Origin of the sequence: Streptomyces sp. WI03-4A, from assembly GCF_033792105.1 — a bacterium.
Classification (GTDB): domain Bacteria; phylum Actinomycetota; class Actinomycetes; order Streptomycetales; family Streptomycetaceae; genus Streptomyces; species Streptomyces collinus_A.
Genome location: NZ_JARAUO010000005.1, coordinates 276074 through 300334, shown reverse-complemented (window position 1 = coordinate 300334; position 24261 = coordinate 276074). Strand labels below are relative to the sequence as shown.

Below are 24261 nucleotides of genomic sequence, written 5' to 3'. Positions count from 1 at the left end.
CCGCCCGCGCAGCCCGGTCCCGGCCGTGGGCGGCGTGGCCCGCGCCCCGGCAGACCCCCGCCCGCGCACCGCGGGCGGCGGGACGCCGTGCGGCCGCCCTCCCGAGGGACCCGTCCCGCCGCCCCTCTTCCACCGTTGTCCCAGCGCCCCCACCACGGAGACCACCATGCCGCAGGACGTCGACTTCCGAATACCGCTGCCCCGCCGACAGAGCCCCGACCACCGGCGGGCCGAGGCCGACCAGCTCGCCTGGCCGCGTTCGCTCGGCCTGATCACCACCGAGGCCGCGGCCGCACGCCATCTGCGCGGCGCCTACGCCGACCTCGCCGCCCGCTTCTACCCCCACACCACCGGCGCCCAGCTCGACCTGGGCGTCGACCTCATGTCGTGGTTCTTCCTCTTCGACGACCTCTTCGACGGACCGCGCGGCGAGGACCCCGAGGAGACCCGCCGGCTCACCGACGCGGTCGCGGCCGCCCTCGACGGACCGCTGCCCGACACCGCGCCCCCCATCGCGCACGGCTTCGCCGACATCTGGCGGCGCTCCTGCACCGGCATGTCCCCCTCCTGGCGCGCCCGCAGCGCCCGGCACTGGCGCAACTACTTCACCGGCTACGTCGACGAGGCCACCAGCCGCTTCCTCGACACCCCCTACGACAGTGCCGCCCAGTACCTGGCCGTGCGCCGGCAGACCATCGGCGTCCAGCCCACCGTCGACATGGCCGAGAGCGCCGGCCGGTTCGAGGTGCCCCAGCGCGTCTTCGACAGCGCCGTGCTCAGCGCGATGCTCCAGATCGCCGTCGACGTCAACCTGATGTTCAACGACATCGCCTCGCTGGAGAAGGAGGAGGCCCGCGGCGAGCGGAACAACCTCGTCCTCATCCTCCAGCGGGAACACGGCTGGCCGCGCGGCCGCAGCATCGCCCACCTGCGCGACGAGGTGCACGCCCGCCTCTCCCAGTACCTCCTGCTGGAGACCTGCCTGCCCAAGGTGTGCGACATCTACGACCTCGACGCCGGCGAACGCGAGGCCGTGGAGCGCTACCGCTGCGACGCCGTACGCACGGTGATCCGCGGCTCCTACGACTGGCACCGCTCCTCGGGCCGCTACGACGCCGAGTTCGCGGCCGCCGCCGGCGCCCAGGGCTACCTCGAGGAACTCGGCAGCAGCCGCTGACCCCCGCGGCACCCGCCCGCCCCCCACCCGAGCACCACCCACCCGATGTGAGGAAGCGATGCCCCAGCAGACCTATGTCGCCGGGACGGCCCCCGGGGCGGTCCCGGTCGTCGGCCACGCCCTGCAGATGATGCGCCAGCCCGTGCGGTTCATGTCGTCGCTGTCCGCCCACGGCGACCTGGTGAAGATCAGGATCGGCCCGACCGAGGCGTACGTGCCCTGCCACCCGGGACTGCTGCGCGACGTCCTGACCAACGACCGCACCTACGACAAGGGCGGCGTCTTCTACGACCGGGCCCGGGACATCGCCGGCAACGGCCTGGTCACCTGCCCGTTCAAGGACCACCGCCGGCAGCGGCGGCTGATGCAGTCCGCCTTCCAGCGCTCCCGGCTCCAGCGCTACGCCACCGCCATGCACGCCGAGATCGAGGCCACCACCGGCCGCTGGCACGACGGCATGGTCGTCGACGCCTTCCCCGAGCTGTACGGCATGGCCCTGCGCACCGTCGCCCGCACCCTCTACTCCACCCCCGTCAGCAAGGAACTCGCCGACGGCGTGGAACGCGCCTTCGACACGGTCCTCAACGGGCTGTTCCGGCAGATGTTCCTGCCCCGCTTCCTGCGCCGCCTGCCCACCCCGGCCAACCGCCGCTACCGGCAGAACCTCGACTACCTGCACGCCACCACCCAGCGGCTCATCGACGACTACCGGCGGGACGACGCCGAGCACGACGACCTGCTCTCCGCGCTGCTCGCCTCGCGCGACGAGGACGGCGGCCGGCTCGACGACACCGAGATCCACGACCAGGTCATCACCGTGATGGCGGCCGGCACCGAGACCGTCGCCGGCACCCTCACCTGGATCTTCCACCTGCTCTCCCAGCACCCGGACGTCGAGGCCGCGCTGTACGACGAGATCGACACCGTCCTCGGCGGCCGTGCCCCGGGCTGGGACGACCTGCCCGCCCTGTCGCTGACCGACCGGATCATCAGCGAGACCCTCCGGCTGCACCCGCCCGCCTGGCTGTTCACCCGGCTCACCGCCGCCGACACCGAACTCGCCGGACAGCACCTGCCCCAGGGCACCACCATCGTCTTCAGCCCCGCCGCCGTGGCGCTGAACGAGGAGGCCTACCCCGACGAGCAGCGCTTCGACCCCGACCGCTGGCTGCCCGAGCGGGTCACCCCGCAGGCCCGCCAGGCGTTCATGCCGTTCGGCACCGGCGCGCGCAAGTGCATCGGCGACCTGTACGCCCGCACCGAGGCCGCCCTCGGGCTCGCCACCATCCTCGCCAGGTGGCGGATCACCTGCGAACCGGACGCCGACATCCGGCCCGTCCCGCTGGCCACCGTCTACCACCCCCGCAGGCTGCGGCTGCGCGTCACCGCCCGCACCGGCCGGGCCACCGCGGCGGCCCCCGCGCTCCCCGGGCTCGGGGGAGACGCCGCGTGACCGGGCCCGGGAGGATCGTCCTCGCCCAGCCGCGCGGATTCTGCGCCGGCGTACGGCGGGCCATCGGCATCGTGGAGCGCGCCCTGGATCTGCACGGCGCACCCGTGTACGTGCGCAAGGAGATCGTGCACAACCACTACATCGTCTCCGAACTGGAGAAACGCGGCGCGGTGTTCGTCGACAGCGAGGAGGACGTCCCGCCCGGCGCGGTCTGCGTCTTCTCCGCCCACGGCGTCGCCCCGGCGGTCCGGGCCGGCGCCGGACGCCGCCGCCTCCAGGTGATCGACGCGACCTGCCCGCTGGTGGCCAAGGTCCACCAGGAGGCCCTGCGCTTCGCCCGCGACGGCCGCACCATCCTGCTGGTCGGCCACGCCGGGCACGAGGAGGTCGACGGCGTCCTCGGCGAGGCGCCCGAGCGGACGATCGTCGTGGAAAGCGCCGCCGACGTGGCCCGGCTCGACCTGCCCGCCGGCACCCCGGTCGCCTTCCTCACCCAGACCACCCTCTCCTTCGACGAGACCGCGAAGGTGGTCGAGGCGCTGCGCGCCCGGTTCCCCGACATCGTTTCCCCCGGCGGCGACGACATCTGCTACGCGAGCCAGAACCGGCAGAACGCCGTCAAGGACCTGGCACGCCGTCACGACCTCGTCCTCGTCGTGGGATCGGCCAACTCCAGCAACTCGCTGCGCATGGTCGAGGTGGCACGCGAGCACGGCTGCCGCGCCCACCTCGTCCCCGACCGCGGCCACCTGCGCCCCGAGTGGCTGGACGGGGTCTCGGGCATCGGCGTCAGCGCCGGGGCCAGCGCGCCCGAGATCCTGGTCGACGGCGTCCTCGACCGGCTCGCCGAACTCGGCTGGAGCCGGGTGGAGGTGCAGCGGGCGGCGCCCGAGGACGTCGTCTTCTCGATGCCGGCCCGGCTGGCCGACCCGGTGACCGGCCGGATCCCGCGCACCCCGCTCGCGGACGAGCCGCGGGCGCGATGAACGCGACGGAGGAGACACACGTGAAACAGACACCCCTCGCGGAGCCACGGCCGGCGGACATCAAGGGACCCGAGGACCTGCGGGCCATGTCCCCCGGCGAGGTCCGGCAACTCGTCCCACGGATCAGGCGCCTGCTGGTCGACACCGTGACCCGCACCGGCGGCCACCTCGGCCCCAACCTCGGCGTCGTCGAACTGTCCGTCGCCCTGCACCGGGTCTTCGAGTCCCCCCGGGACGCCATCCTGTGGGACACCGGCCACCAGTCCTACGTCCACAAGATCCTCACCGGTCGCGCCGGGGACCTCGGCACGCTCCGCCGGCGCGGCGGACTGTCCGGCTACCCCAGCCGGGCCGAGTCCCCGCACGACGTCATCGAGAACTCGCACGCCTCCACCGTGCTGTCCTGGGCCGCAGGGCTGGCCCGCGCGCACGGCCTGCGCGGCGAACGCGACCGGGCCGTGGTCGCCGTCATTGGCGACGGCGCGCTCACCGGGGGCATGGCCTGGGAGGCGCTGAACAACATCGCCGCCGCCCCCGGCCGGCCGGTGATCGTGGTGCTCAACGACAACACCCGCTCCTACGGCCCCACCTGCGGTGGCATCGCCGAGCATCTGGCCGCCCTGCGCACCGGGACCGCCCGCGACCGCCTGTTCGAGTCCCTGGGACTGGCCCGGCTGGGCCCCGTCGACGGGCACGACATCACCGCCCTGGAGACGGCACTGCGCCACGCGCGCGACCTCGGCCGGTCCGTCGTCGTGCACTGCGTCACCGAGAAGGGCCGCGGCCACGCCCCCGCCGAACAGGACGAGGCCGACCGGCAGCACGCCGTGCGGCCGCTCGCCCCCGGCCGCCCCGGCGGCGACGGCACGCCCTCCTGGACCGCCGTCTTCGGCCGGGAACTGGCCCGGCTCGGCGCCGAGCGGCCCGACCTGGTCGCCGTCACCGCCGCCATGCTGCACCCCACCGGACTCACCGAGTTCGCCGCCCGCCACCCCGACCGCACCCTCGACGTGGGCATCGCCGAGCAGCACGCGGTGACCACCGCCGCGGGCCTCGCCCTCGGCGGGATGCACCCGGTGGTGGCGATCTACGCCACCTTCCTCAACCGCGCCTACGACCAGCTCCTCCTGGACGCAGCCCTGCACCGCGCCCCGCTGACCCTGGTCCTCGACCGGGCCGGCGTCACCGGCGACGACGGACCCTCGCACAACGGCATGTGGGACCTGTCGCTGCTCAACACGGTGCCCGGACTGCGGGTGGCGGCCCCCAGGGACGCCGCCACGCTGCGCCGCGCGCTGCGCGAGGCCGTCGCCGTCCACGACGGCCCCACCGCCGTGCGCTTCCCCAAGGGCACCACGGGCCCGGACATCCCGGCCGTCGACACCGTCCGGGGGGTCGACGTGCTCCGGCGGGGGGAGATCGCCGACCTGCTCCTCGTCTCCGTCGGCGCCATGGCCGGCACCTGCCTGGAGATCGCGTCGCTGCTCGCCCTGGACGGCATCGGCGTCACCGTCGTCGACCCACGCTGGATCAAACCGGTGCCCCAGGCCCTGGTCGAACTCAGCCTCGGCCACCGCCTCGTCGCGACCGTCGAGGACAACGGCCGGGCCGGCGGCGCCGGGGCCGCGGTGGCCCAGGCGCTGGGCGACGCGGGGGCCCCCGCCCCCGTCCGCACCTTCGGCCTGCCGCAGCGGTTCCTCGAGCACGGCTCCCGCGACGAGGTCCTGGAGTCCGCCGGACTCACCGCCCCCCGCATCGCCGACACCCTGACCGCCGCGCTCCTGTACAGCCGTGCCGCGGCCGCCCCCGCCCCGCTCCCCGTACCGCGTCCGCCGGTTCCCGGCACCGCCGTACCGCCGCACTGAGGAGGAACGTGCCATGCCCGTCCCGCTCGGGGTGCCCACCGTGCCGGTGCGCCTCGCCCCACGCCGCCCCAGCCGGCGGATCCAGGTCGGATCCGTGGCCGTGGGCGGGGACGCGCCCGTCTCGGTCCAGTCCATGACCACCACGCCGACCGCCGACGTCGGCGCCACCCTCCAGCAGATCGCCGAACTGACCGCGGCCGGCTGCCAGATCGTCCGGGTGGCCTGCCCCTCGCAGGACGACGCGGACGCGCTGCCGGCCATCGCCCGCAAGTCCCCGATCCCGGTGGTCGCCGACATCCACTTCCAGCCCCGCTACGTCTTCGCCGCCATCGACGCCGGATGCGCGGGCGTCCGCGTCAACCCGGGCAACATCCGCCGGTTCGACGACCAGGTCAAGGAGATCGCCCGGGCCGCCGGGGACGCCGGCGTGCCCATCCGTATCGGGGTGAACGCGGGCTCCCTCGACAAGCGCCTGCTGGCCAAGTACGGCAGGGCCACCCCCGAGGCCCTGGTGGAGTCCGCGCTGTGGGAGTGCTCGCTGTTCGAGGAGCACGGCTTCCGGGACCTGAAGATCTCCGTCAAGCACAACGACCCGGTGGTCATGGTCAGCGCCTACCGGCTGCTCGCGCAGAGGTGCGACTACCCGCTGCACCTCGGCGTGACCGAGGCCGGCCCGGCCTTCCAGGGCACGATCAAGTCGGCGGTCGCCTTCGGCGCGCTGCTCAGCGAGGGCATCGGCGACACCATCCGGGTGTCGCTGTCGGCCCCGCCCGCCGAGGAGGCCAAGGTCGGCATCCAGATCCTGGAGTCGCTGAACCTCAGGCAGCGCCGGCTGGAGATCGTCTCCTGCCCGTCCTGCGGCCGCGCCCAGGTCGACGTCTACAAGCTCGCCGAGGAGGTGACCGCCGGCCTGGACGGCCTGGAGGTCCCGCTGCGCGTCGCCGTCATGGGCTGCGTGGTCAACGGGCCCGGCGAGGCCCGCGAGGCCGACCTCGGCGTGGCCTCCGGCAACGGCAAGGGCCAGATCTTCGTCAAGGGCGAGGTCGTCAGGACCGTCCCCGAGTCCCGGATCGTGGAGACCCTCATCGACGAGGCGCTCAAGCTCGCCGAGCGGATGCGGGAAGACCAGCCCGGCCAGCCCGGCCGGCAGGACCAGCCCGGCCAGCCCGGCCGGCAGGACCAGCCCGGCCAGCCCGGCCGGCAGGACCAGCCCGGCCAGCCCGGCCGGCAGGACCAGCCCGGCCGGCCCGGGCACACCGACAAGGAGAGCGAGCCGTCATGACCTACCTGATCGCCCAGCCCTGCGTCGACGTCAAGGACCGGGCCTGCGTCGAGGAGTGCCCCGTCGACTGCATCTACGAGGGGCGCCGCGCCCTGTACATCCACCCGGACGAGTGCGTCGACTGCGGCGCCTGCGAGCCGGTCTGCCCGGTCGAGGCGATCTTCTACGAGGACGACGCCCCGCCGGAGTGGGCCGGGTACCGGGCGGCGAACGCCGAGTTCTTCGACGACCTCGGCTCGCCCGGCGGCGCCGGCGCGCAGGGGCTGATCGACCGCGACCACCCGCTGGTCGCCGGGGAACCGGTCCGCACGGCGTGAACCCCGGGGTGGCCCGGCCGTCCCGCGGGCGGTCAGGCCACCCGTTCCCCGTTCTCCAGCTCCGCCGTGCCGCCGCCCTCCGCCAGGACGTCCAGCGCGGCCAGCACCCGGCGGCCGAGCGCCCCGGGCAGGTGCTCCGGGACGTCCGCGCGGGCCACCAGCCGCCAGGACAGCAGCTCCGTCTCCTGCAGCCGGATGGCCCCGAACTCGGCGTCGGTCAGCACTCCGCCGTCGTACACGTACGCCACCAGCGGGGGCCGGCCGGGACCGCGCACCCAGTCGACCGTGAGCAGCCGGCCCGGCTCCCGGTCCAGACCGATCTCCTCCAGCGTCTCGCGGCGCGCGCCCTGCCGGGGCGTCTCGCCGTCGTCCGACTCGATCGTGCCGCCGGGCAGCGCCCAGCCCTCGCGGTAGTTCGGCTCGACGAGCAGGACCCGCCCCCCGGCGTCCCGGAAGAGCGTGGCGGCACCGGCGAGCACCCGCGGGAGGCTCGCGATGTACGCGGCGAAGTCTTCTGTGGTGGTCATGGGCGAAGAGTAACCAGGCACCGGACGGCTACGGGCCGACCGCCGCCAGGCGCAGGGTGCGCTCGGCCAGCGCACTGATCCGCACCCCGTCGAAGCCGAACACCGCGCTCCGTACCGTGTCCCGCAGCGGCTCGCTCCACTGCGCCGGGATGGCGGCGGCGCCGGTGAGCACCCCGGCCACCGAGCCGGCGGTCGCCCCGTTGGAGTCGGTGTCGAGACCGCCGCGGACGGTCAGGGCGATGGTGCGGGTGAAGTCGCCGTCGCCGTACAGCAGCCCCGCGGTGAGGACGGCCGCGTTCGGCACGGTGTGGATCCAGCCGAGCCCGGCGGTCTCCGCGGACACCGTACTCAGCGTCTCCTCCCAGGAAAGGCGGCTCGCGTGCAGGGACATCACCCGGCGCACGGTGCGGGCGAGACGGCTGCTCGCGGGGACGACCGCGAGCCCGGCCTCCAGGGCCTCGCGCACCTCCCGCGCGGCGAACGCGGCCGAGATCAGCGCGGCGGCGAACATCGCGCCGTAGACGCCGTTGCCGGTGTGCGAGAGCACCGCGTCCCGGCGGGCGAGACCGGCGGCCCGCGCCGGGTCGCCCGGGCAGGTCCAGCCGTAGACGTCGGCGCGGATCAGCGCGCCGATCCACTCCTGGTACGGGTTGTCGTACGTCGCCGTCAGCGGCGGTTTCAGACCGGCCGCGAGATTGCGGTAGGCCGCCCGTTCGGCGGTGAAGGTCTGCAGGTAGGGCAGCCTGAGCAGCCACAGGTCGCCCACCTGCTCGGTGCTGAAGCCGAAGCCGTGGGTCTCCAGCAGGTGCAGGCCGAGGATCGCGTAGTCGACGTCGTCGTCCCGGCAGCTTCCGTCGACGCGGCCGCGCACGCACCGGCGCCACTCCGGGCGCAGCACGGCGCCGTCGTACGGGTCCGCGGGCTCGGGCAGGTAGTCCGTGAGCGGCAGGGCCGCGGCCCGGCGCAGGTAGCCGTCGATGCGTTCGCGGGTCCACACCTCGCCCTGCTCGACCGGCTTGCCCAGCATGTTCCCCGCGATACGGCCGAGCCAGCCGCCGTGGATGCGGTCGGCCAGGTCCGGTCCGGTGCCCTGGTTGGTCATGGCGGGTGTCTACCCGTTTTCCCGCCGGTTCCCCGGCGGACGCCGGCCGCTTCCCACGGTTCGGTCGGGGCATGACGGCACGGGCGCCTTGAGGTTATGGTCGCAGCGGCGCGACTGGCCCCGCCCTGCGCGGGGCCCGGAGAGCAAGGGGAAAGCAAGGTGGCGGACGCTGCAGTGGACGGGACCCGACGGGTGCTCGTCGCCGCGGACAAGTTCAAGGGCTCGCTGACGGCGGTGCAGGTCGCCGAGCGGGTGACGGCCGGGCTGCGCCGGATCGTGCCGGGCCTGGAGGTGGAGGCGCTGCCCGTCGCCGACGGCGGCGACGGGACCGTGGACGCCGCGGTCGCGGCCGGGTTCGAGCGGCGGGAGGTCCGCGTCGCCGGGCCCCTGGGTGACGAGGTGACGGCCGCGTTCGCGCTGCGCGACGGCACCGCGGTGGTGGAGATGGCCGAGGCGAGCGGTCTGCAACGGCTGCCGGCCGGTGTGTTCGCGCCGCTGACCTCCTCGACGTACGGCTCCGGGGAGCTGCTGCGGGCCGCGCTCGACGCGGGCGCGCGGACCATCGTGTTCGGCGTCGGCGGCAGCGCCACGACGGACGGCGGCGCCGGGATGCTGGCCGCGCTCGGCGCGCGGTTCCTGGACGAGGACGGCGAGCCGGTGCCGCCGGGCGGCGGAGGGCTGGCGGAACTCGCCCGGGCCGACCTGTCCGGCCTCGACCCGCGCCTGTCCTCGGTGGAGCTGGTGCTGGCCAGTGACGTGGACAACCCGCTGACCGGCCCGAAGGGCGCTCCCGCGGTCTACGGCCCGCAGAAGGGCGCCTCCCCGGCGGAGGTGGCCACGCTGGACGCGGCCCTCGCCCACCTCGCGAAGGTCCTGGAGGCCGAGGCCGGAGCGCGCGCGGCGGAGCACGCCGCGGCCCCCGGCGCGGGCGCGGCGGGCGGCATCGGCTACGGCGCGCTGCTGCTGGGCGCCCGGTTCCGCCCGGGCATCGAGGTCATGCTCGACGTGCTGGGCTTCGCGCCGGCCCTGGAGCGGGCCGACGTGGTCATCACCGGCGAGGGCTCGCTCGACGAGCAGACGCTGCACGGCAAGGCCCCGGCGGGCGTGGCCGCGGCCGCCCGCGCCGCGGGCCGTACGGTCGTCGCGGTGTGCGGCCGGCTCGCCCTGTCCGAGGAGGCCCTGCGGGGCGCCGGGATCGCGCGCGCCTACCCCCTGACCTCGGTGGAGCCGGACGTGGCCAGGTGCATCGCGGACGCGGGCCCGATCCTGGAGCGGGTCGCGGAGCGGATCGCCCGGGACCTGCTGCGCTGAGCACCGGAGCGGAAGCCGAAACGGGTGCGGCCCGAGCCTCGAAGGCTCGGGCCGCACCCGTGCGTGCAGGCGAGGTGGTTCAGGGCAGCTGGGCCGCCCGTGCCTCGCGCCGGTTGTCGCGGAAGTTGTTCACCCGGCGCGCCGTGGCGAACAGCGGGATCACCGCGCCCATGACCAGCTGCAGCGCGCAGCCCGTCTGGAGCAGCAGCTGTCCGCTCGGGGCGTCGAAGGCCCAGGCGGCCAGCAGGCCCATGGACAGCACGATCCACGAGAGCATGGCGCCGGCGAGCCGGCCCCGCGGCTTCGGGTACTCCACGCGGCTCACCATCAGCCACGCGGTGCCCAGGATCGCCAGCAGGGTCGCCACGAAGGGCAGCTCCAGCAGGACGATCGAGACGACCGTCAGCGCGCCGAACGGCGAGGGCATGCCCTGGAAGGTGCCGTCCTTCACCGTCACGCAGCTGAACCGCGCCAGCCTGAGCACCACCGCGAGCAGCACCACGATCGCCCCGAGCGCGGCCACTCTCTGGTGCGCGTCGTCCGCGACCATGCCGTAGACGAGGACGAAGTACGCGGGGGCCAGCCCGAAGCTGATCAGGTCGGACAGGTTGTCCAGCTCCGCGCCCATCGGCGAGGACCGCAGCTTGCGGGCGACCAGGCCGTCGAACAGGTCGAAGACCGCCGCGCAGAGCATCAGGATGACCGCCGTGGCCGCGCTGTGGCGGGCCATGCCGGACTCCTGGCTGCCGGTGAGGTGCGGGATGAGGATGCCCGTGGTGGTGAAGTACACCGCCATGAAGCCGCACGTGGCGTTGCCGAGCGTCAGGGTGTCCGCTATCGACAGGCGCAGAGAGAGGGGCATCTCCTCCTCGTCGTCCACCTCGTCGGCCTCGGGCACCCAGCCCGCCTGGGTCTCCGGATCAATCACGGTCAATGCGAGTCACCCCAGCCACGGTCTTCTGTCCGACCTCGACCGCGACCTCCACACCCTCGGGCAGGTAGAGGTCGACACGCGAGCCGAAGCGGATCAGACCGATGCGGTCGCCCTGCTCGACCTTCGTGCCCTCGGGGAGGTACGGCACGATGCGGCGGGCCACCGCGCCGGCGATCTGGATCATCTCGATGTCGCCGAGTTCGGTGTCGAAATGCCAGATTACGCGCTCGTTGTTCTCGCTCTCCTTGTTGAAAGCGGGGACGAAGCCACCGGGCACGTGCTCGACCGACGTCACCGTGCCCGCGAGGGGGGCGCGGTTGACGTGGACGTTGAGCGGGCTCATGAAGATCGCGACGCGCGTGCGACCGTCCTTCCACGGCATGATGCTCTGCACCACACCGTCGGCGGGCGAGATGACCCGGCCCGGGGCGATCTCGCGCTCGGGGTCGCGGAAGAACCACAGCATGCCCGCCGCGAGCGCGGTGGCGGGCACGGCGACGGCCTTGGCGACACCCGAGCGGCGGGCGCGGGCCAGGCTGAGGGCTGCGGTGGCGACGGTCGGCAGGAGCCACGGCGATGCTCCGCGCGCGAGGCGTGCGCCTACCAGGCTGTCGCGGTGTGCAGAGGTTTGGCTGTGGGGCATGGATGACCTTCGTAGCGGATGATGCCGCGCTCTGACGGGGGACGGCGGCTTTCCCGGGATCGTACCGGTCGCGGGCCGCAACTGGGCAAGCCAGTCAGCCGAGTCGGCGGCTGAACCCTGTCCACGGGGTGTGATCTTCTTCTCGAAGAAAACACCCCGTAGCCGGACAATCAGCCCTGGAACCGATACTCTTCGAGCAGCCTGCGCCCGATGATCATTTTCTGGATCTCGGCGGTACCCTCACCGATGAGCAGCATCGGGGCCTCGCGGTAGAGGCGCTCGATCTCGTACTCCTTGGAGAAGCCGTAGCCGCCGTGGATCCGGAAGGCGTCCTCCACGACCTCCTTGCAGTACTCGGAGGCGAGGTACTTCGCCATCCCCGCTTCGAGGTCGTTTCGTTCGCCGGAATCCTTTTTGCGTGCCGCGTTGACCATCATGGCATGCGCGGCCTCGACCTTGGTAGCCATTTCGGCCAGCTTGAACTGGATGGCCTGGTGCTGGGCGATCGGCTTGCCGAACGTGTGCCTCTGCTGGGCGTACTGGACACCCAGTTCGAAGGCACGCTGCGCGACACCGCAGCCACGGGCCGCCACGTTGACGCGGCCCACCTCGACTCCGTCCATCATTTGGTAAAAACCTCGGCCGGTGACGCCGCCGAGCACCCGATCGGCCGGAACCCGCAGGCCGTCCATGATGAGCTCGGTGGTGTCGACCCCCTTGTACCCCATCTTGTCGATCTTGCCCGGAATGGTCAGGCCGGGGCGGACCTCACCGAAACCGGGCTCCTTCTCGACGAGGAAGGTCGTCATCGACTTGTGGGGCGCGGTGCCCTCGGGGTGTCCTTCGTCACTGCGGACCAGAACGGCCACCAGGGACGAGGTGCCGCCGTTCGTCAGCCACATCTTCTGGCCGTTCAGGACGTACTCGTCGCCGTCCTTCACCGCCTTCGACGTGATCGCCGACACGTCCGAGCCCAGCGCCGGCTCCGACATCGAGAACGCGCCCCGGATGTCACCGGCCGCCATGCGCGGCAGGAAGTGGTCCTTCTGCTCCTGCGTGCCGTGCTGCTTGAGCATGTACGCCACGATGAAGTGCGTGTTGATGATGCCGGACACCGACATCCAGCCGCGGGCGATCTCCTCCACGCACAGGGCGTAGGTGAGCAGCGACTCGCCCAGGCCCCCGTACTCCTCGGGGATCATCAGGCCGAAGAGGCCGAGTTCCTTCAGGCCGTCGACGATCTCCTGCGGGTACTCGTCGCGGTGCTCGAGACCGGTGGCGACCGGGATGATCTCCTTGTCCACGAAGTCGCGGACGGTGGAGACGATCTCCTGCTGGACGTCGGTCAGACCGGCGGTCTGGGCGAGACGGGCCATCTCTACTTCTCCGTCTTTTCCGAAGGGGCGTTCAGTTCGGGACGGCCCGGCTGCTCGCCGCCGCGCTCCTTGATGTACGTCTCGGTGGGCACCATGACCTTGCGGCGGAAGACGCACACCAGGGTGCCGTCCTGCTTGTAGCCCTTGGTCTCGACGTAGACGATGCCGCGGTCGTTCTTCGACTTCGACGGCCACTTGTCGAGCACGGTGGTCTGGCCGTAGATCGTGTCGCCGTGGAAGGTCGGCGCCACGTGCTTGAGCGACTCGATCTCCAGGTTGGCGATCGCCTTGCCCGAGATGTCCGGCACGGACATCCCCAGCAGCAGCGAGTAGATGTAGTTGCCCACCACGACGTTCTTGCCGAAGTCCGTCGTCTTCTCGGCGTAGTTCGTGTCCATGTGGAGCGGGTGGTGGTTCATGGTGAGGAGACAGAACAGGTGGTCGTCGTACTCCGTGACCGTCTTGCCCGGCCAGTGCTTGTACGTCGCACCGACCTCGAACTCCTCGTAGGTGCGTCCGAACTGCATCGCGCTCAGGCCTCCGGGATCTCGAACTTGCTGGTCCGCTGCATGCCGGCGGCCCGGCCCTTGCCGGAGATGACCAGGGCCATCTTGCGGCTGGCCTCGTCGATCATCTCGTCGCCGAGCATCGCCGAGCCCTTCTTGCCGCCCGCCTCGGACGTGTAGTAGTCGTACGCGTCCAGGATCAGCTCGGCGTGGTCGTAGTCCTCCTGCGAGGGCGAGAAGATCTCGTTGGACGCCTCGACCTGGCCCGGGTGCAGCACCCACTTGCCGTCGAAGCCCAGCGCGGCGGCGCGGCCCGCGACCTCGCGGTAGCCGTCGACGTTGCGGATCTGCAGGTAGGGACCGTCGATCGCCTGGAGGTTGTTGGCGCGGGCGGCCATCAGGATCTTCATCAGGATGTAGTGGTAGGCGTCCGCCGGGTAGCCGGGCGGCTGCTCGCCCACGACCAGCGACTTCATGTTGATGGACGCCATGAAGTCGGCCGGGCCGAAGATGATCGTCTCGACGCGCGGGGACGCCTGCGCGATCGCGTTGACGTTGTTCAGGCCCTGCGCGTTCTCGATCTGCGCCTCGATGCCGATCTTGCCGACCTCGAAGCCCATGGTCTTCTCGATCTGCGTCAGCAGCAGGTCGAGGGCGACGATCTGCTCGGCGTTCTGGACCTTCGGCAGCATGATGCAGTCGAGGTTCGGGCCGGCGCCCTCGACGACCGTGACGACGTCGCGGTACGTCCACTCGGTGGTCCAGTCGTTGACGCGCACGACCCGCGTCTTGCCCGTCCAGTCGCCCTCGTTGAGGAACTTGACGATCGTGTGCCGCGCCTCGGGCTTGGCGAGCGGCGCGCAGGCGTCCTCCAGGTCGAGGAAGACCTGGTCGGCGGGGAGCCCCTGGGCCTTCTCCAGGAAGCGGGGGTTCGAGCCCGGCACGGCCAGGCAGGAGCGCCGCGGGCGAAGGCGGTTGACGGTCGTCATGCGGGGACCTCCAGGGGGTCGAGCTTGTTCGCTTTCCGGATCTCGTCGACGATGCGGCCGATGATCCCGGTGATGTCGAAGTCCTTCGGGGTGAACACGGCGGCCACACCGGCGGCCTTCAGCTGTTCGGCGTCACCGTTCGGGATGATGCCACCCGCGATCACGGGGATGTCTGTGGCACCGGCCACACGGAGCCGCTGGACCACGTCCGGCACGAGCTGGGCGTGCGAGCCGGAGAGGATCGACAGGCCGACGGCGTGCACGTCCTCGTCGACCGCCGCGTCCACGATCTGTTCGGGCGTCAGCCGGATGCCCTGGTAGACGACCTCGAAGCCGGCGTCCCGGGCGCGCACCGCGATCTGCTCGGCGCCGTTGGAGTGACCGTCCAGGCCCGGCTTGCCCACCAGGAACCGCAGCCGGCCCACACCCAGCTCGCGGGCGGTGGCCTCCACCTTGGCCCGCACCTCGCCGAGCGCCGAGCCGGCCTCGGCGGCGACGGCCACGGGGGCGGAGGAGACACCGGTGGGCGCCCGGTACTCGCCGAACACCTCGCGCAGCGCCCCGGCCCACTCGCCGGTCGTGACCCCGGCGCGGGCGCACTCCAGGGTGGCCTCCATCAGGTTGCCGGTGCCCTTGGCGGCCTCCTTCAGCCGCTCCAGCGCCTTGCACGGGCGCGGGTGGTTGAAGGGCGGCTGGTAGCGGGTGTCCCGCCAGCGGGCCAGCGCCTCGACGACGCGGGCCTCGACCGCCGGGTCGACCGTCTGGATCGCGGTGTCCAGGTCGGCCGTCAGCGGGTTCGGCTCGGTCGTCTCGAAGATGTTGACGCCGACGATCTTCTCCTGGCCGGACTCGATCCGGGCCCGGCGCTCGGCGTGCGAGGAGACCAGTTCCGCCTTGAGGTAGCCGGACTCGACGGCGGCCATCGCGCCGCCCATCTCCTGGATCCGCTCGATCTCGGCGAGGGACTCCTCGACGAGGGCGTCCACCTTCGCCTCGATGACGTGCGAGCCGGCGAAGATGTCCTCGTACTCCAGCAGGTCGCTCTCGTGCGCCAGGACCTGCTGGATGCGCAGCGACCACTGCTGGTCCCAGGGCCGGGGCAGGCCGAGCGCCTCGTTCCAGGCCGGGAGCTGCACGGCACGCGCGCGGGCGTCCTTGGAGAGGGTGACGGCCAGCATCTCCAGGACGATCCGCTGGACGTTGTTCTCCGGCTGCGCCTCGGTCAGGCCGAGCGAGTTGACCTGGACGCCGTAGCGGAACCGGCGCTGCTTGGGGTCCTGGATGCCGTAGCGCTCACGGGTGACCTGGTCCCAGATGCGGCCGAACGCCCGCATCTTGCACATCTCCTCGACGAAGCGGACGCCCGCGTTGACGAAGAAGGAGATGCGGGCGACCACGTCGCCCATCCGCTCCTGCGGCACCTGGCCGCCGTCGCGGACGGCGTCCAGGACGGCGATGGCGGTGGACATCGCGTACGCGATCTCCTGCACCGGCGTGGCCCCGGCCTCCTGCAGGTGGTAGCTGCAGATGTTGATCGGGTTCCACTTCGGCATGTGGGAGACCGTGTACGCGATCATGTCCGTCGTCAGGCGCAGGCTCGGCCCCGGCGGGAAGACGTGCGTCCCGCGGGAGAGGTACTCCTTGACGATGTCGTTCTGGGTCGTGCCCTGGAGCTTGGTGATGTCAGCGCCCTGCTCCTCGGCGACGACCTGGTAGAGCGCCAGCAGCCACATGGCGGTGGCGTTGATCGTCATCGAGGTGTTCATCTGCTCCAGGGGGATGTCCTGGAACAGCCGGCGCATGTCACCGAGGTGCGAGACGGGCACGCCGACCCGGCCGACCTCGCCGCGGGCGAGGATGTGGTCGGGGTCGTAGCCGGTCTGCGTCGGCAGGTCGAACGCCACCGACAGACCGGTCTGGCCCTTGGCGAGGTTGCGCCGGTACAGCTCGTTGGACGCCTCCGCGGTCGAGTGACCGGCGTACGTCCGCATGAGCCACGGACGGTCCTTCTGACGCTCTGTCATCTAAGGCCCTCAGACGTTCCGGAAGCGGTTGATGGCGTCGAGGTGCTTGGCGCGCATCTCCTCGTCGCGCACGCCCAGGCCCTCCTCGGGGGCGAGGCACAGCACGCCGACCTTGCCCTGGTGGGCGTTGCGGTGGACGTCGTGGGCCGCCTGGCCGGTGTCCTCCAGGGAGTACACCTTCGACAGGGTGGGGTGGATCTTGCCCTTCGCGATGAGCCGGTTGGCCTCCCAGGCCTCGCGGTAGTTGGCGAAGTGCGAGCCGATGATGCGCTTGAGCGACATCCACAGGTAGCGGTTGTCGTACTCGTGCATGTAGCCCGAGGTCGAGGCGCAGGTGGTGATGGTGCCGCCCTTGCGGGTGACGAACACGGAGGCGCCGAAGGTCTCGCGGCCGGGGTGCTCGAAGACGATGTCGATGTCCTCGCCGCCGGTCAGCTCGCGGATGCGCTTGCCGAAGCGCTTCCACTCCTTCGGGTCCTGGGTGTGCTCGTCCTTCCAGAACCGGTAGTCCTCGGCGTTGCGGTCGATGATCGACTCGGCGCCCATGGAGCGGCAGATGTCCGCCTTCTGGTCGCTGGAGACGACGCAGATCGGGTTGGCGCCGCCGGCGAGCGCGAACTGGGTGGCGTACGAGCCGAGGCCGCCGCTCGCGCCCCAGATCAGGACGTTGTCGCCCTGCTTCATGCCGGCGCCGTTGCGGGAGACGAGCTGGCGGTAGGCGGTGGAGTTGACCAGGCCGGGGGCCGCGGCCTCCTCCCAGCTCAGGTGGTTCGGCTTCGGCATCAGCTGGTTGGACTTGACCAGGGCGATCTCGGCGAGGCCGCCGAAGTTGGTCTCGAAGCCCCAGATACGCTGCTCGGGGTCGAGCATCGTGTCGTTGTGGCCGTCGGAGGACTCCATCTCGACCGACAGGCAGTGCGCGACGACCTCGTCACCGGGCTTCCAGGCGTTGACGCCCGGGCCGGTGCGCAGGACGACGCCCGCGAGGTCGGAGCCGATGATGTGGTACGGCAGGTCGTGGCGCTTGGCCAGCTCGTTGGTGCGGCCGTAGCGCTCCAGGAACCCGAAGGTCGACAGCGGCTCGAAGATCGAGGTCCACACCGAGTTGTAGTTGACCGAGGAGGCCATGACGGCCACCAGGGCCTCGCCCGGGCCCAGCTCGGGCACGGGGACCTCGTCCAGGTGGATCGACTTGCGCGGGTCCTTCTCGCGGGTCTGCAGGCCCGCGAACATCTCCGTCTCGTCCTTGTGCACGGTGATCGCGCGGTACGACTCGGGGATCTGCAGGGCGGCGAAGTCGGCGGACGTGGCGTCCTTCGACTGGATCGCGTCCAGGATGTCCTTCACGGTCACGGTGTTGCCTCCGGCGGTGAGCGCCCTGAGGGAGGGGCGCTGGGGGTTCGTCGGTGCTGCTGGGAGTGCTGCTGAGGGTTTTGGTGGAACGTGCCGTCGGTTCGGCGGTGGTGCTTCGGCAGCGCGTGGTGGCGCGGGAGGTTGCCTGTGACGCAGGCGCCCGGGCGCGCAGGCCGTCGGCTTGCGGGGACAGCCGACGCGCGCTTGGTCTCTGCGCGCCGGCCGCCCGGACTTCCTTCAACGTATGACACCGCGTGTCAGGTGACAAGGCACTGAGTGCCAGAAGTTGCTCTCAGATGAAATCTTTACGTAACAAATGAGCGATGATCGATCAGGGCTACCCGTGAGTAGCCCTTTCGTCCGGTTACGTCACCGGATCCGGGCGCCCGTTCACTCCGTGTGCGCGACCAGGTCGCGGAAGGTGAACTCCGTGTTGTCGCCCCGGATGCCGACGCCGCCGGGCCGGGAGAGGTCACCGGGCGCGGTGTCGGTCACGTCCAGGACCCGGCGGCCCGCCAGTTCCAGCGTGAGGCGCACCCGGTGGCCCGGCAGATCGCTCGCGGTCGCCGTCACCTCGGTCCACACGTCGGGCGACAGCCCGGCCGACGCCGTGGCCAAGGTCACGTACGTGCCCCCGTTGGACGGCCCGCCGGGCGTCTTGCGCTTCACCGCCACCAGCCCGTCGCGCCGGGTCACGCTCACCGCGTAGCACTCCTGCTCGCTGTGGAACCGCAGCCACAGGTGCACGCCGTCGTACGGCTGTGCCGGGGTACGCGGTGTCGTCACCAGATCGGTCAGCCGCAGCCGCAGCGAGAGCCGGGTGTCGGCGAAGTCCCGGCGCCGCGAGGCCAGCCGGAAGACCGCCGAGTCGGTGGCGCGCGTGGACGCGGCGTCGGGCCGCTCGCCGTCCGGGCGCCCCGTCCACCCCGCGCCGTCGAGGCCGAACAGCGAACCGCTGGTCATCGTCCAGTCGGGGGAGTGGCGGGCACCCGGGGCGTCCGGGTGCCAGTAGGCGAACTCGTTGGTGACCAGCCCGCGGCCCGGGAACGCGGGCCGGAAGTCCGCCTCGGCGCTCGTGCGGCCGTGGGCCTGCAGGGACAGTCCGCCCGCGAGCGCCGCCGACGCGAGCAGGACCCCGGTCAGGAGCCGTGCGCGGCGGCGCCGCACGAGCCGCTGGATCATGCCGTACGCCCTCCGTGGAGCGCGCAGTCCGCGAAGCCCGGCCAGGGCTGCAGCGGCGACTGCCGGTAGACGCCGAACCCGATGCCGCCGGTGCCCCCGGAGGCCGGGACCGAGGCCCGCACCAGCCCCGCGCCGACGCTCACCCGCGTGACGCGCGCGTCGGCCGTGACGGTGACGTCCCGGTCCGTCGCCTCCGGCAGCCTGCGGGAGAGCACGGTGCGCGGGTGGTCTCCCGGTCCGGCCAGGAGCGTGACCCAGCCCCGGGAGAGCCGGACGGTGAGCTGGTCGGCGGCGCCGCGGCGGACGACCACGGAACTGTGCAGCCCGTCCTCCACCAGACCGGTCAGCCGGGTCCTCAGGGTGTAGCCGGACCAGCCTTCGCCGCCGCCCGGCCGGTAGCCGGCGTAGACCCAGCCGCCGGCACCGACCGGCTGGACCGTCCCGGCGCCGATCACCGCCTGCGGCCGGCGTCCGTCGCCGTCGCGCCAGCCCGCCGGACCGTCGAACGGCCGGCTTGCGGCCGGCGCGCCGGGCAGCGGTGCGGTCCGGACGTGGCGGAACGCCGGCCACGACGCGGCGCCGGCACCACGCGAGAGCGCGAGCGCGATGCCGCCCGTGCCGCGCGCTCCGTGGGAGTCGGGCAGCGTGAACCGCACGGTGCCGTCCACCACCACCTCGGTCCGCGCGCCGTCCACGGTGAGCCCTACCTCGTGGGACGGCCCGGGCGTCAGCGCGCGCTCGGCCAGCACCCGGACCCGCGCCCCTCCGTCGACCAGCTGTGCGGTGCCGCGCGAGACCCGCACCCCGACGGTCGCGTCCCCGCCGACCCGGGCGAAGACCGTCGCGCTGCCGCCGTCCGTGGGCAGCCCGGTCAGCCCGGCGCCGACGGTGTAGTGGTCCCAGTCGGCGGCGCCGTAGGGCGCGTATGCCGCGTAGGCGTAGCGGCCGGTGGCCGGGCGGGCACCCGCGCCGGTGAGGAAGCCGGTGCCGCCGAGCGGCTTCCAGGCGCTGCCCGTCCAGCGCTGCGGGAAGCGCAGCGGGTCACCCGACGGCGGCACCGGCGTGCGCGCCGCCACCTGGGCCAGCAGATCGTCGGCCGTGGTGTCCGCGAACACCTCCAGGCGCTGGTACTCCTGGCGGACCGCCGACCTGCGCGACGCCGGCTCCGGGCTGAAGGTCTTGTCGGTCAGCGCCGCCGTGAAGGTGCGGTCGATCAGGTCGCGGACGTAGGAGGCGTGCTGCGGCTCCGCCGACTCCGAGAACGGGTAGGCGAACAGCCGGGGCCGGGGCAGGCCGTGCCGCCGGAAGTCCTCCAGCGACCGGGTGAAGTCCGCCCGTACCCGGCGCTCGTAGTGGTCGGTGCTCTCCAGCCGGCCGGTGGAGGCCAGGTAGATCCGGTGCGCGAGCAGCGAGCCCAGTGCGCCGTGTGGGCCGATGCGAGTGCGGCTGTGCAGGTTGTGGGTGTGGTCCTCGAAGTCCCAGCGGCCCGAGCGGGCCATACGGGCGATCTCCTGCCAGGACAGGTAGTAGGGCCGGTGCAGCCCGACCCGCCCGGTGATGAGGAACGACACCGCGCTCATGTCGTGCCGCGCGAGGATCCGGTCCCCGTACGTCCACAGCCCGTGCGTGCCGTCGTCGAAGGTCAGCATCACCGAACGCGGCGGCACCGGGCCGCCGAGCAGGTAGGAGACGAACTCGTCGGTGCTCAGGGTGCGGTAGCCCGCCGTCCGCAGGGCGGTGAGCTGCCGGTCGAAGACCGCGGGGTCCACCACGTAGCGGCTGCCGCTGTGCGGCTTCAGGTCGTGGTAGGTGAGGATCACCGGCGCCGCGCGCTCGGGGAGCCCCGCTCCGGCGGCCTTCCAGCGGGCGGCGGTCGCCGCGTCGACGCGGGCGGCCGGCACGCTCACCTGCCGGGTGACCTCGCGCTGGTCGACGTAGAGCCGCCAGGCGACGACGAACGGGACGGCGAGCACCAGCGCGGTCAGCGCGCCCAGGACGCCGCGCAGCGCGCCCCGGCGCAGCCGGAGGGTGCGGCGCGGCCGCCTCGCGGTTACAGAATGGACCACGGCGGCCAGCTCCCCCGGGACAGCACCAGCAGATACAGGATGACGACGGCGGTCGCGGCGAGCAGCGCGGCCAGACCCCGTCCGGTGGCCCGTACGGCCCTCACGACAGCCTCCTCGACCAGACCCCGCGCCGGATGGTCAGCAGGGAGTACGGCAGCAGCCAGGACAGCACCAGCGACGACAGCAGGCTCATCAGCGGCCGGTAGCGCCAGCGCGTGGAGCGGGGGTTGTCGGCCTTGAAGGCCAGGCCCCACACCACGCCTTTGAGCAGCACGCCCGCCAAGTACAGCCCGGTCAGGAACCACAGTCCGTGGTACGGCGCCCACACCAGATGGCGTACCGCCATGAGCGGAGCGCACAGCACCCACAGGACGTGCCCGTAGAACAGCACCGCGGGACCGAGACCGCGCCGCCACATGAACGTGCCGGTGAAGAAGAGGTTGCGGATGAAACTCTTCTTCCAGCGCACCTGCTGCCGCATGAAAGGCCGGAATCGGGCCGGGACCGTCGTCCAGACCTTCGCGGACTGCACGTATCCGATGCGCCACGGGAGTTCTCTGTGGTCTCGCCGGGTGACGAAAGGCGAATCCGCGTACTGCGCCTTGAGTTTTCTCCCCTTCCATTTCTGGCCGAGGACGTATCCGGTGAGCTGCCGGTCGGTGGCGAACCTGAATTCGGCCCCGAGGAAACGGTCGCCGGCCCAGGCGGGGAGGTAGTTCATGATGGCGTCCGCGCGGAACACGGCGAGCGGCCCCGACACGCAGGAGACGGACCCGAAGGTCGCCTCCGCCGCCTTGGCCACCCGGAACTGCCCCTCGTACCAGACGTCCTGGGCCCTGGAGAGCACGGACTCGTCGGCGTTCAGCGCCCGGGCGTGCCCGCTGACCGCGCCCAGCTCGCGGTGGCGCACCAGCGCGGTGACGCAGCGGCCGAGCGCGTCGGGCGCGAGCACGCAGTCGGAGTCCGTGAAGGCGATGACGTCCCCGTCCGCCAGCTCGGCGGCGCGCACCAGGGCGTGCTTCTTGCCGACGTTGCGGTCCAGGTACAGCACCCGCACGGACAGCTCTCGCTCCAGGCGCCGCAGGACGGCGCAGGTGCCGTCGGTCGAGGCGTCGTCGACGACCACGATCTGCAGGTCGGGGTGGTCGCTCGCGGCCATCGAGCGCACACAGGCCTCGATGCCGTCCTCCTCGTCCTTGACGGCCACCAGGAAGCTCACCCGTGGCCGCTCGGGCAGCTCGGGGAACCGGTGCAGCCGGCGCGGGCGGCGGCGCAGCGTCCGCTCGGAGGGGTCGTCGTAGCGGCTGTAGGCGATGAACAGCATGGAGATCGTCACCGTCAGGACCAGGAACCCGTAGCCGAGCACGAGCGGCGCCTGGACCAGCCGGGGTGCCTCGCGGGCGAGGATCAGCAGCAGCGGGAGCAGCACGATCACCACGCAGAGCCGGCGTGCCGCGTGCCGTACTCCGGGGTCCATCCGGTCGGACAGCCCGGCGAGGCGGCGCCGGCCGGGCCGCGGCGGGCGCGGCCGGGGCATGGACGGCTGCGGCTGCGGCCCGCCGGGCGCCGCGGGCCGCTCGGCCTGCACGCTCATACGACCGCCCGGCGCTTGAAGTCCTGCAGCCGGTAGGTGGTGTCCAGGACGGGCACGTCGTCGCCGATCCAGGACAGGTCCTGGCGCGGATGGACGGAATGCACCAGCACGAGGTCCCAGTCGCGCTCCCCGGGCTCACGCTCGGACAGCAGCGGGCGCCCGCCGAGCGGCACCGACGGGATCAGCGGATCGGTGTAGGCGACCTCGGCGCCGGCCTCGCGGAGCGCGGCCATGATCTCCAGCGAGGGCGACTCGCGCAGGTCCGCCACTCCCGGTTTGTAGGCAGCGCCGACCACCAGCACCCGGGCCGCGCGCAGCGGTGTGCCCGCGTCGGCCAGGACCTCGCGGGCGCGCTGCACGACCGCCTGCGGCCGGGTGGCGATCGCGGTCATCGCGGTGTCGATCAGCGGCGAGGCCACCCGCTTCCCGCGCAGCTGCCACAGCAGGTAGTGCGGGTCGCACGGGATGCAGTGGCCGCCCACCCCGGGGCCGGGGAAGAACGGCATGAACCCGTACGGCTTGGTCGCCGCCGCCTGGATGACCTCCAGGGCCTCCAGGCCCAGCTCGCCGCAGATGGTGGCGAACTCGTTGGCCAGAGCGATGTTGACCGCGCGGAAGGTGTTCTCCAGCAGTTTGGTCATCTCGGCGGCCTCGGGCGAGAGCACCTCGTGCACCTCGGCGCCGGTGCGGCGCAGTACGTCGGCGGCGCGCCGGGTGCACTCCGGGCTCACCCCGCCGACCACCCGCGGGGTGGTGCTCTGGGTGTGGTCGGTGCTGCCCGGGTCGATGCGCTCGGGGGCGTAGGCCACGCTGACGTCCTCGGGCACCCGCAGCCCGCGCTCGGCGAGCGGGCCGAGCAGCAGGTCCCGGGTGGTGCCCACGTAGCTGGTCGAGGTGAGCACGACGGTCTGCCCGGGCACCGCGTGGGCGGCGGCGGTCGCGCACGCCCCGGCCAGGGCCCGCAGGTCCGGTACGAGGTGCTCGTCGACGGGGGTCGGGACGCAGATCAGCACCGCCTCGGCGGCGCTCAGGGCCGCCGGGTCCGTCGTGAGGACGAAGCGGCCGGCGCCCGGTCCGTCGCCGGTGTGGGCGCGCAGCCGCGCGTGGTCGTCGGGGACCAGGTCGACGTGGTGGTCGCGGATCGCGTCGAGGCGGGCGGGGTCCACGTCGACGCCGATGACCCGCAGGCCCGACTCCAGCAGAGCGAGGGCCGTCGGCAGGCCGACGTAGCCGAGGCCGATGATGCCGACAGCAGGTTTCGCGGAAAATGACAAGGAGATCCCCCCAGAAATACCGCGCGCCGGCGCGTACGGCGCACAGGCGGCGCAAGGAATGCGACGGCGTGCACCGGGCCTCTTCCCCCTGTTTCCCCGAGGCTGCTTTTCGGTGTACACGCCAATTCCGCCGACCTCCCCTTGGTCGGCGGAATATGTCCGATGAACCGAAAGCATGTCAGTCACCCGGTAGGTCGGTGGGATTTTCGTGAAGATCCCGGCGGCCCTGGGGCATCTTTTGGGAAAGGTTCGATAAGCACCTGCTCTTCGAACACAAAAACGGGCCGGTGCCGGGTTTCC

The 24261-nt window shown here is 72.4% G+C and carries 19 protein-coding genes and 1 pseudogene; 7 read left to right on the top strand and 13 right to left on the bottom strand.

The window, feature by feature from the left end; translation table 11 throughout:
• From ptlA to fdxA, 6 genes and pseudogenes are all read left to right on the top strand, one after another.
• On the top strand, positions 1-1177 hold a 1177-nt coding region (gene ptlA, locus PV343_RS09045; RefSeq protein ID WP_319146277.1), incomplete at its 5' end, for a pentalenene synthase.
• Between the two features lie 58 nt (positions 1178-1235).
• Positions 1236-2630 (top strand): pentalenene oxygenase, encoded by a 1395-nt coding sequence (gene ptlI / locus PV343_RS09040; protein ID WP_319146276.1) that lies wholly within the window; start codon positions 1236-1238, stop codon positions 2628-2630.
• The gene (ispH, locus tag PV343_RS09035; RefSeq protein ID WP_319146275.1) at positions 2627-3616 is read left to right on the top strand and encodes a 4-hydroxy-3-methylbut-2-enyl diphosphate reductase; all 990 of its coding nucleotides are present in this window, start codon (positions 2627-2629) and stop codon (positions 3614-3616) included. The genes ptlI and ispH overlap by 4 nt, the downstream gene beginning before the upstream one ends.
• Positions 3613-5481, top strand: coding sequence for a 1-deoxy-D-xylulose-5-phosphate synthase (locus PV343_RS09030; RefSeq protein ID WP_415923469.1), 1869 nt, complete (start codon positions 3613-3615; stop codon positions 5479-5481). The genes ispH and PV343_RS09030 overlap by 4 nt, the downstream gene beginning before the upstream one ends.
• 13 nt (positions 5482-5494) lie before the next feature.
• Positions 5495-6607: pseudogene (gene ispG / locus PV343_RS09025) on the top strand (flavodoxin-dependent (E)-4-hydroxy-3-methylbut-2-enyl-diphosphate synthase); the annotation flags it as partial.
• 152 nt (positions 6608-6759) lie between these two features.
• Positions 6760-7080, top strand: coding sequence for a ferredoxin (gene fdxA, locus PV343_RS09020; RefSeq protein ID WP_319146273.1), 321 nt, complete (start codon positions 6760-6762; stop codon positions 7078-7080).
• Positions 7081-7112: 32 nt separating this feature from the next.
• Here the strand turns inward: fdxA and PV343_RS09015 are convergent, their stop codons facing one another.
• Positions 7113-7607 (bottom strand): NUDIX hydrolase, encoded by a 495-nt coding sequence (locus PV343_RS09015; protein ID WP_319146272.1) that lies wholly within the window; start codon positions 7605-7607, stop codon positions 7113-7115.
• Positions 7608-7635: 28 nt separating this feature from the next.
• Entirely contained in the window at positions 7636-8709 is a 1074-nt protein-coding gene (locus PV343_RS09010) for an ADP-ribosylglycohydrolase family protein (RefSeq protein ID WP_319146271.1), read from the bottom strand.
• Between the two features lie 159 nt (positions 8710-8868).
• On the opposite strand from PV343_RS09010, the gene PV343_RS09005 reads away from it, so the two are divergent.
• Positions 8869-10020: a glycerate kinase gene (locus tag PV343_RS09005; RefSeq protein ID WP_319146270.1), complete on the top strand. Its 1152-nt coding sequence runs from the start codon at positions 8869-8871 to the stop codon at positions 10018-10020.
• 79 nt (positions 10021-10099) lie between these two features.
• Here PV343_RS09005 and pssA read toward each other — a convergent pair whose 3' ends face one another.
• The 11 genes from pssA to PV343_RS08950 form a co-directional block, all read right to left on the bottom strand.
• Positions 10100-10918 (bottom strand): CDP-diacylglycerol--serine O-phosphatidyltransferase, encoded by an 819-nt coding sequence (gene pssA, locus PV343_RS09000; RefSeq protein ID WP_020943164.1) that lies wholly within the window; start codon positions 10916-10918, stop codon positions 10100-10102.
• A 22-nt stretch (positions 10919-10940) separates the two neighbouring features.
• Positions 10941-11597 (bottom strand): phosphatidylserine decarboxylase, encoded by a 657-nt coding sequence (locus tag PV343_RS08995; protein ID WP_319146269.1) that lies wholly within the window; start codon positions 11595-11597, stop codon positions 10941-10943.
• Between the two features lie 170 nt (positions 11598-11767).
• Positions 11768-12973 carry an acyl-CoA dehydrogenase family protein gene (locus tag PV343_RS08990; RefSeq protein WP_317446257.1) on the bottom strand — a complete coding sequence of 402 codons (1206 nt, stop codon included), beginning with the start codon at positions 12971-12973 and terminating at the stop codon, positions 11768-11770.
• 2 nt (positions 12974-12975) lie between these two features.
• Entirely contained in the window at positions 12976-13500 is a 525-nt protein-coding gene (locus tag PV343_RS08985) for a MaoC family dehydratase (protein ID WP_020943167.1), read from the bottom strand.
• A 5-nt stretch (positions 13501-13505) separates the two neighbouring features.
• Complete coding sequence (locus tag PV343_RS08980; protein WP_319146268.1) at positions 13506-14468, bottom strand: HpcH/HpaI aldolase/citrate lyase family protein; 963 nt, start codon at positions 14466-14468, stop codon at positions 13506-13508.
• On the bottom strand, positions 14465-16492 hold the full coding sequence (locus PV343_RS08975) for a protein meaA (RefSeq protein WP_319146267.1): 2028 nt from the start codon (positions 16490-16492) through the stop codon (positions 14465-14467). Before PV343_RS08975 ends, PV343_RS08980 begins: the two co-directional genes overlap by 4 nt.
• Positions 16493-16501: 9 nt before the next feature.
• On the bottom strand, positions 16502-17839 hold the full coding sequence (ccrA, locus tag PV343_RS08970; protein ID WP_319146291.1) for a crotonyl-CoA carboxylase/reductase: 1338 nt from the start codon (positions 17837-17839) through the stop codon (positions 16502-16504).
• Between the two features lie 396 nt (positions 17840-18235).
• Positions 18236-19027 carry a hypothetical protein gene (locus PV343_RS08965; protein WP_319146266.1) on the bottom strand — a complete coding sequence of 264 codons (792 nt, stop codon included), beginning with the start codon at positions 19025-19027 and terminating at the stop codon, positions 18236-18238.
• Positions 19024-21093 carry a polysaccharide deacetylase family protein gene (locus PV343_RS08960; RefSeq protein WP_319146265.1) on the bottom strand — a complete coding sequence of 690 codons (2070 nt, stop codon included), beginning with the start codon at positions 21091-21093 and terminating at the stop codon, positions 19024-19026. The genes PV343_RS08965 and PV343_RS08960 overlap by 4 nt, the downstream gene beginning before the upstream one ends.
• Before the next feature lie 100 nt (positions 21094-21193).
• Positions 21194-22687, bottom strand: a complete 1494-nt coding sequence (locus PV343_RS08955) for a glycosyltransferase family 2 protein (RefSeq protein WP_387951152.1) — start codon at positions 22685-22687, stop codon at positions 21194-21196.
• Positions 22684-23961 (bottom strand): nucleotide sugar dehydrogenase, encoded by a 1278-nt coding sequence (locus PV343_RS08950; protein ID WP_319146264.1) that lies wholly within the window; start codon positions 23959-23961, stop codon positions 22684-22686. Before PV343_RS08950 ends, PV343_RS08955 begins: the two co-directional genes overlap by 4 nt.
• Positions 23962-24261: the final 300 nt, after the last annotated feature.

Coding starts and splice junctions, on each gene's coding strand:
- ptlI (WP_319146276.1), top strand. CDS start 1,236: ATGCCCCAGCAGACCTATGTCGCCGGGACGGCCCCCGGGGCGGTCCCG.
- PV343_RS09030 (WP_415923469.1), top strand. CDS start 3,613: ATGAACGCGACGGAGGAGACACACGTGAAACAGACACCCCTCGCGGAG.
- fdxA (WP_319146273.1), top strand. CDS start 6,760: ATGACCTACCTGATCGCCCAGCCCTGCGTCGACGTCAAGGACCGGGCC.
- PV343_RS09015 (WP_319146272.1), bottom strand. CDS start 7,607: ATGACCACCACAGAAGACTTCGCCGCGTACATCGCGAGCCTCCCGCGG.
- PV343_RS09010 (WP_319146271.1), bottom strand. CDS start 8,709: ATGACCAACCAGGGCACCGGACCGGACCTGGCCGACCGCATCCACGGC.
- PV343_RS08995 (WP_319146269.1), bottom strand. CDS start 11,597: ATGCCCCACAGCCAAACCTCTGCACACCGCGACAGCCTGGTAGGCGCA.
- PV343_RS08990 (WP_317446257.1), bottom strand. CDS start 12,973: ATGGCCCGTCTCGCCCAGACCGCCGGTCTGACCGACGTCCAGCAGGAG.
- PV343_RS08985 (WP_020943167.1), bottom strand. CDS start 13,500: ATGCAGTTCGGACGCACCTACGAGGAGTTCGAGGTCGGTGCGACGTAC.
- PV343_RS08980 (WP_319146268.1), bottom strand. CDS start 14,468: ATGACGACCGTCAACCGCCTTCGCCCGCGGCGCTCCTGCCTGGCCGTG.
- PV343_RS08975 (WP_319146267.1), bottom strand. CDS start 16,492: ATGACAGAGCGTCAGAAGGACCGTCCGTGGCTCATGCGGACGTACGCC.
- PV343_RS08965 (WP_319146266.1), bottom strand. CDS start 19,027: ATGATCCAGCGGCTCGTGCGGCGCCGCCGCGCACGGCTCCTGACCGGG.
- PV343_RS08955 (WP_387951152.1), bottom strand. CDS start 22,687: ATGAGCGTGCAGGCCGAGCGGCCCGCGGCGCCCGGCGGGCCGCAGCCG.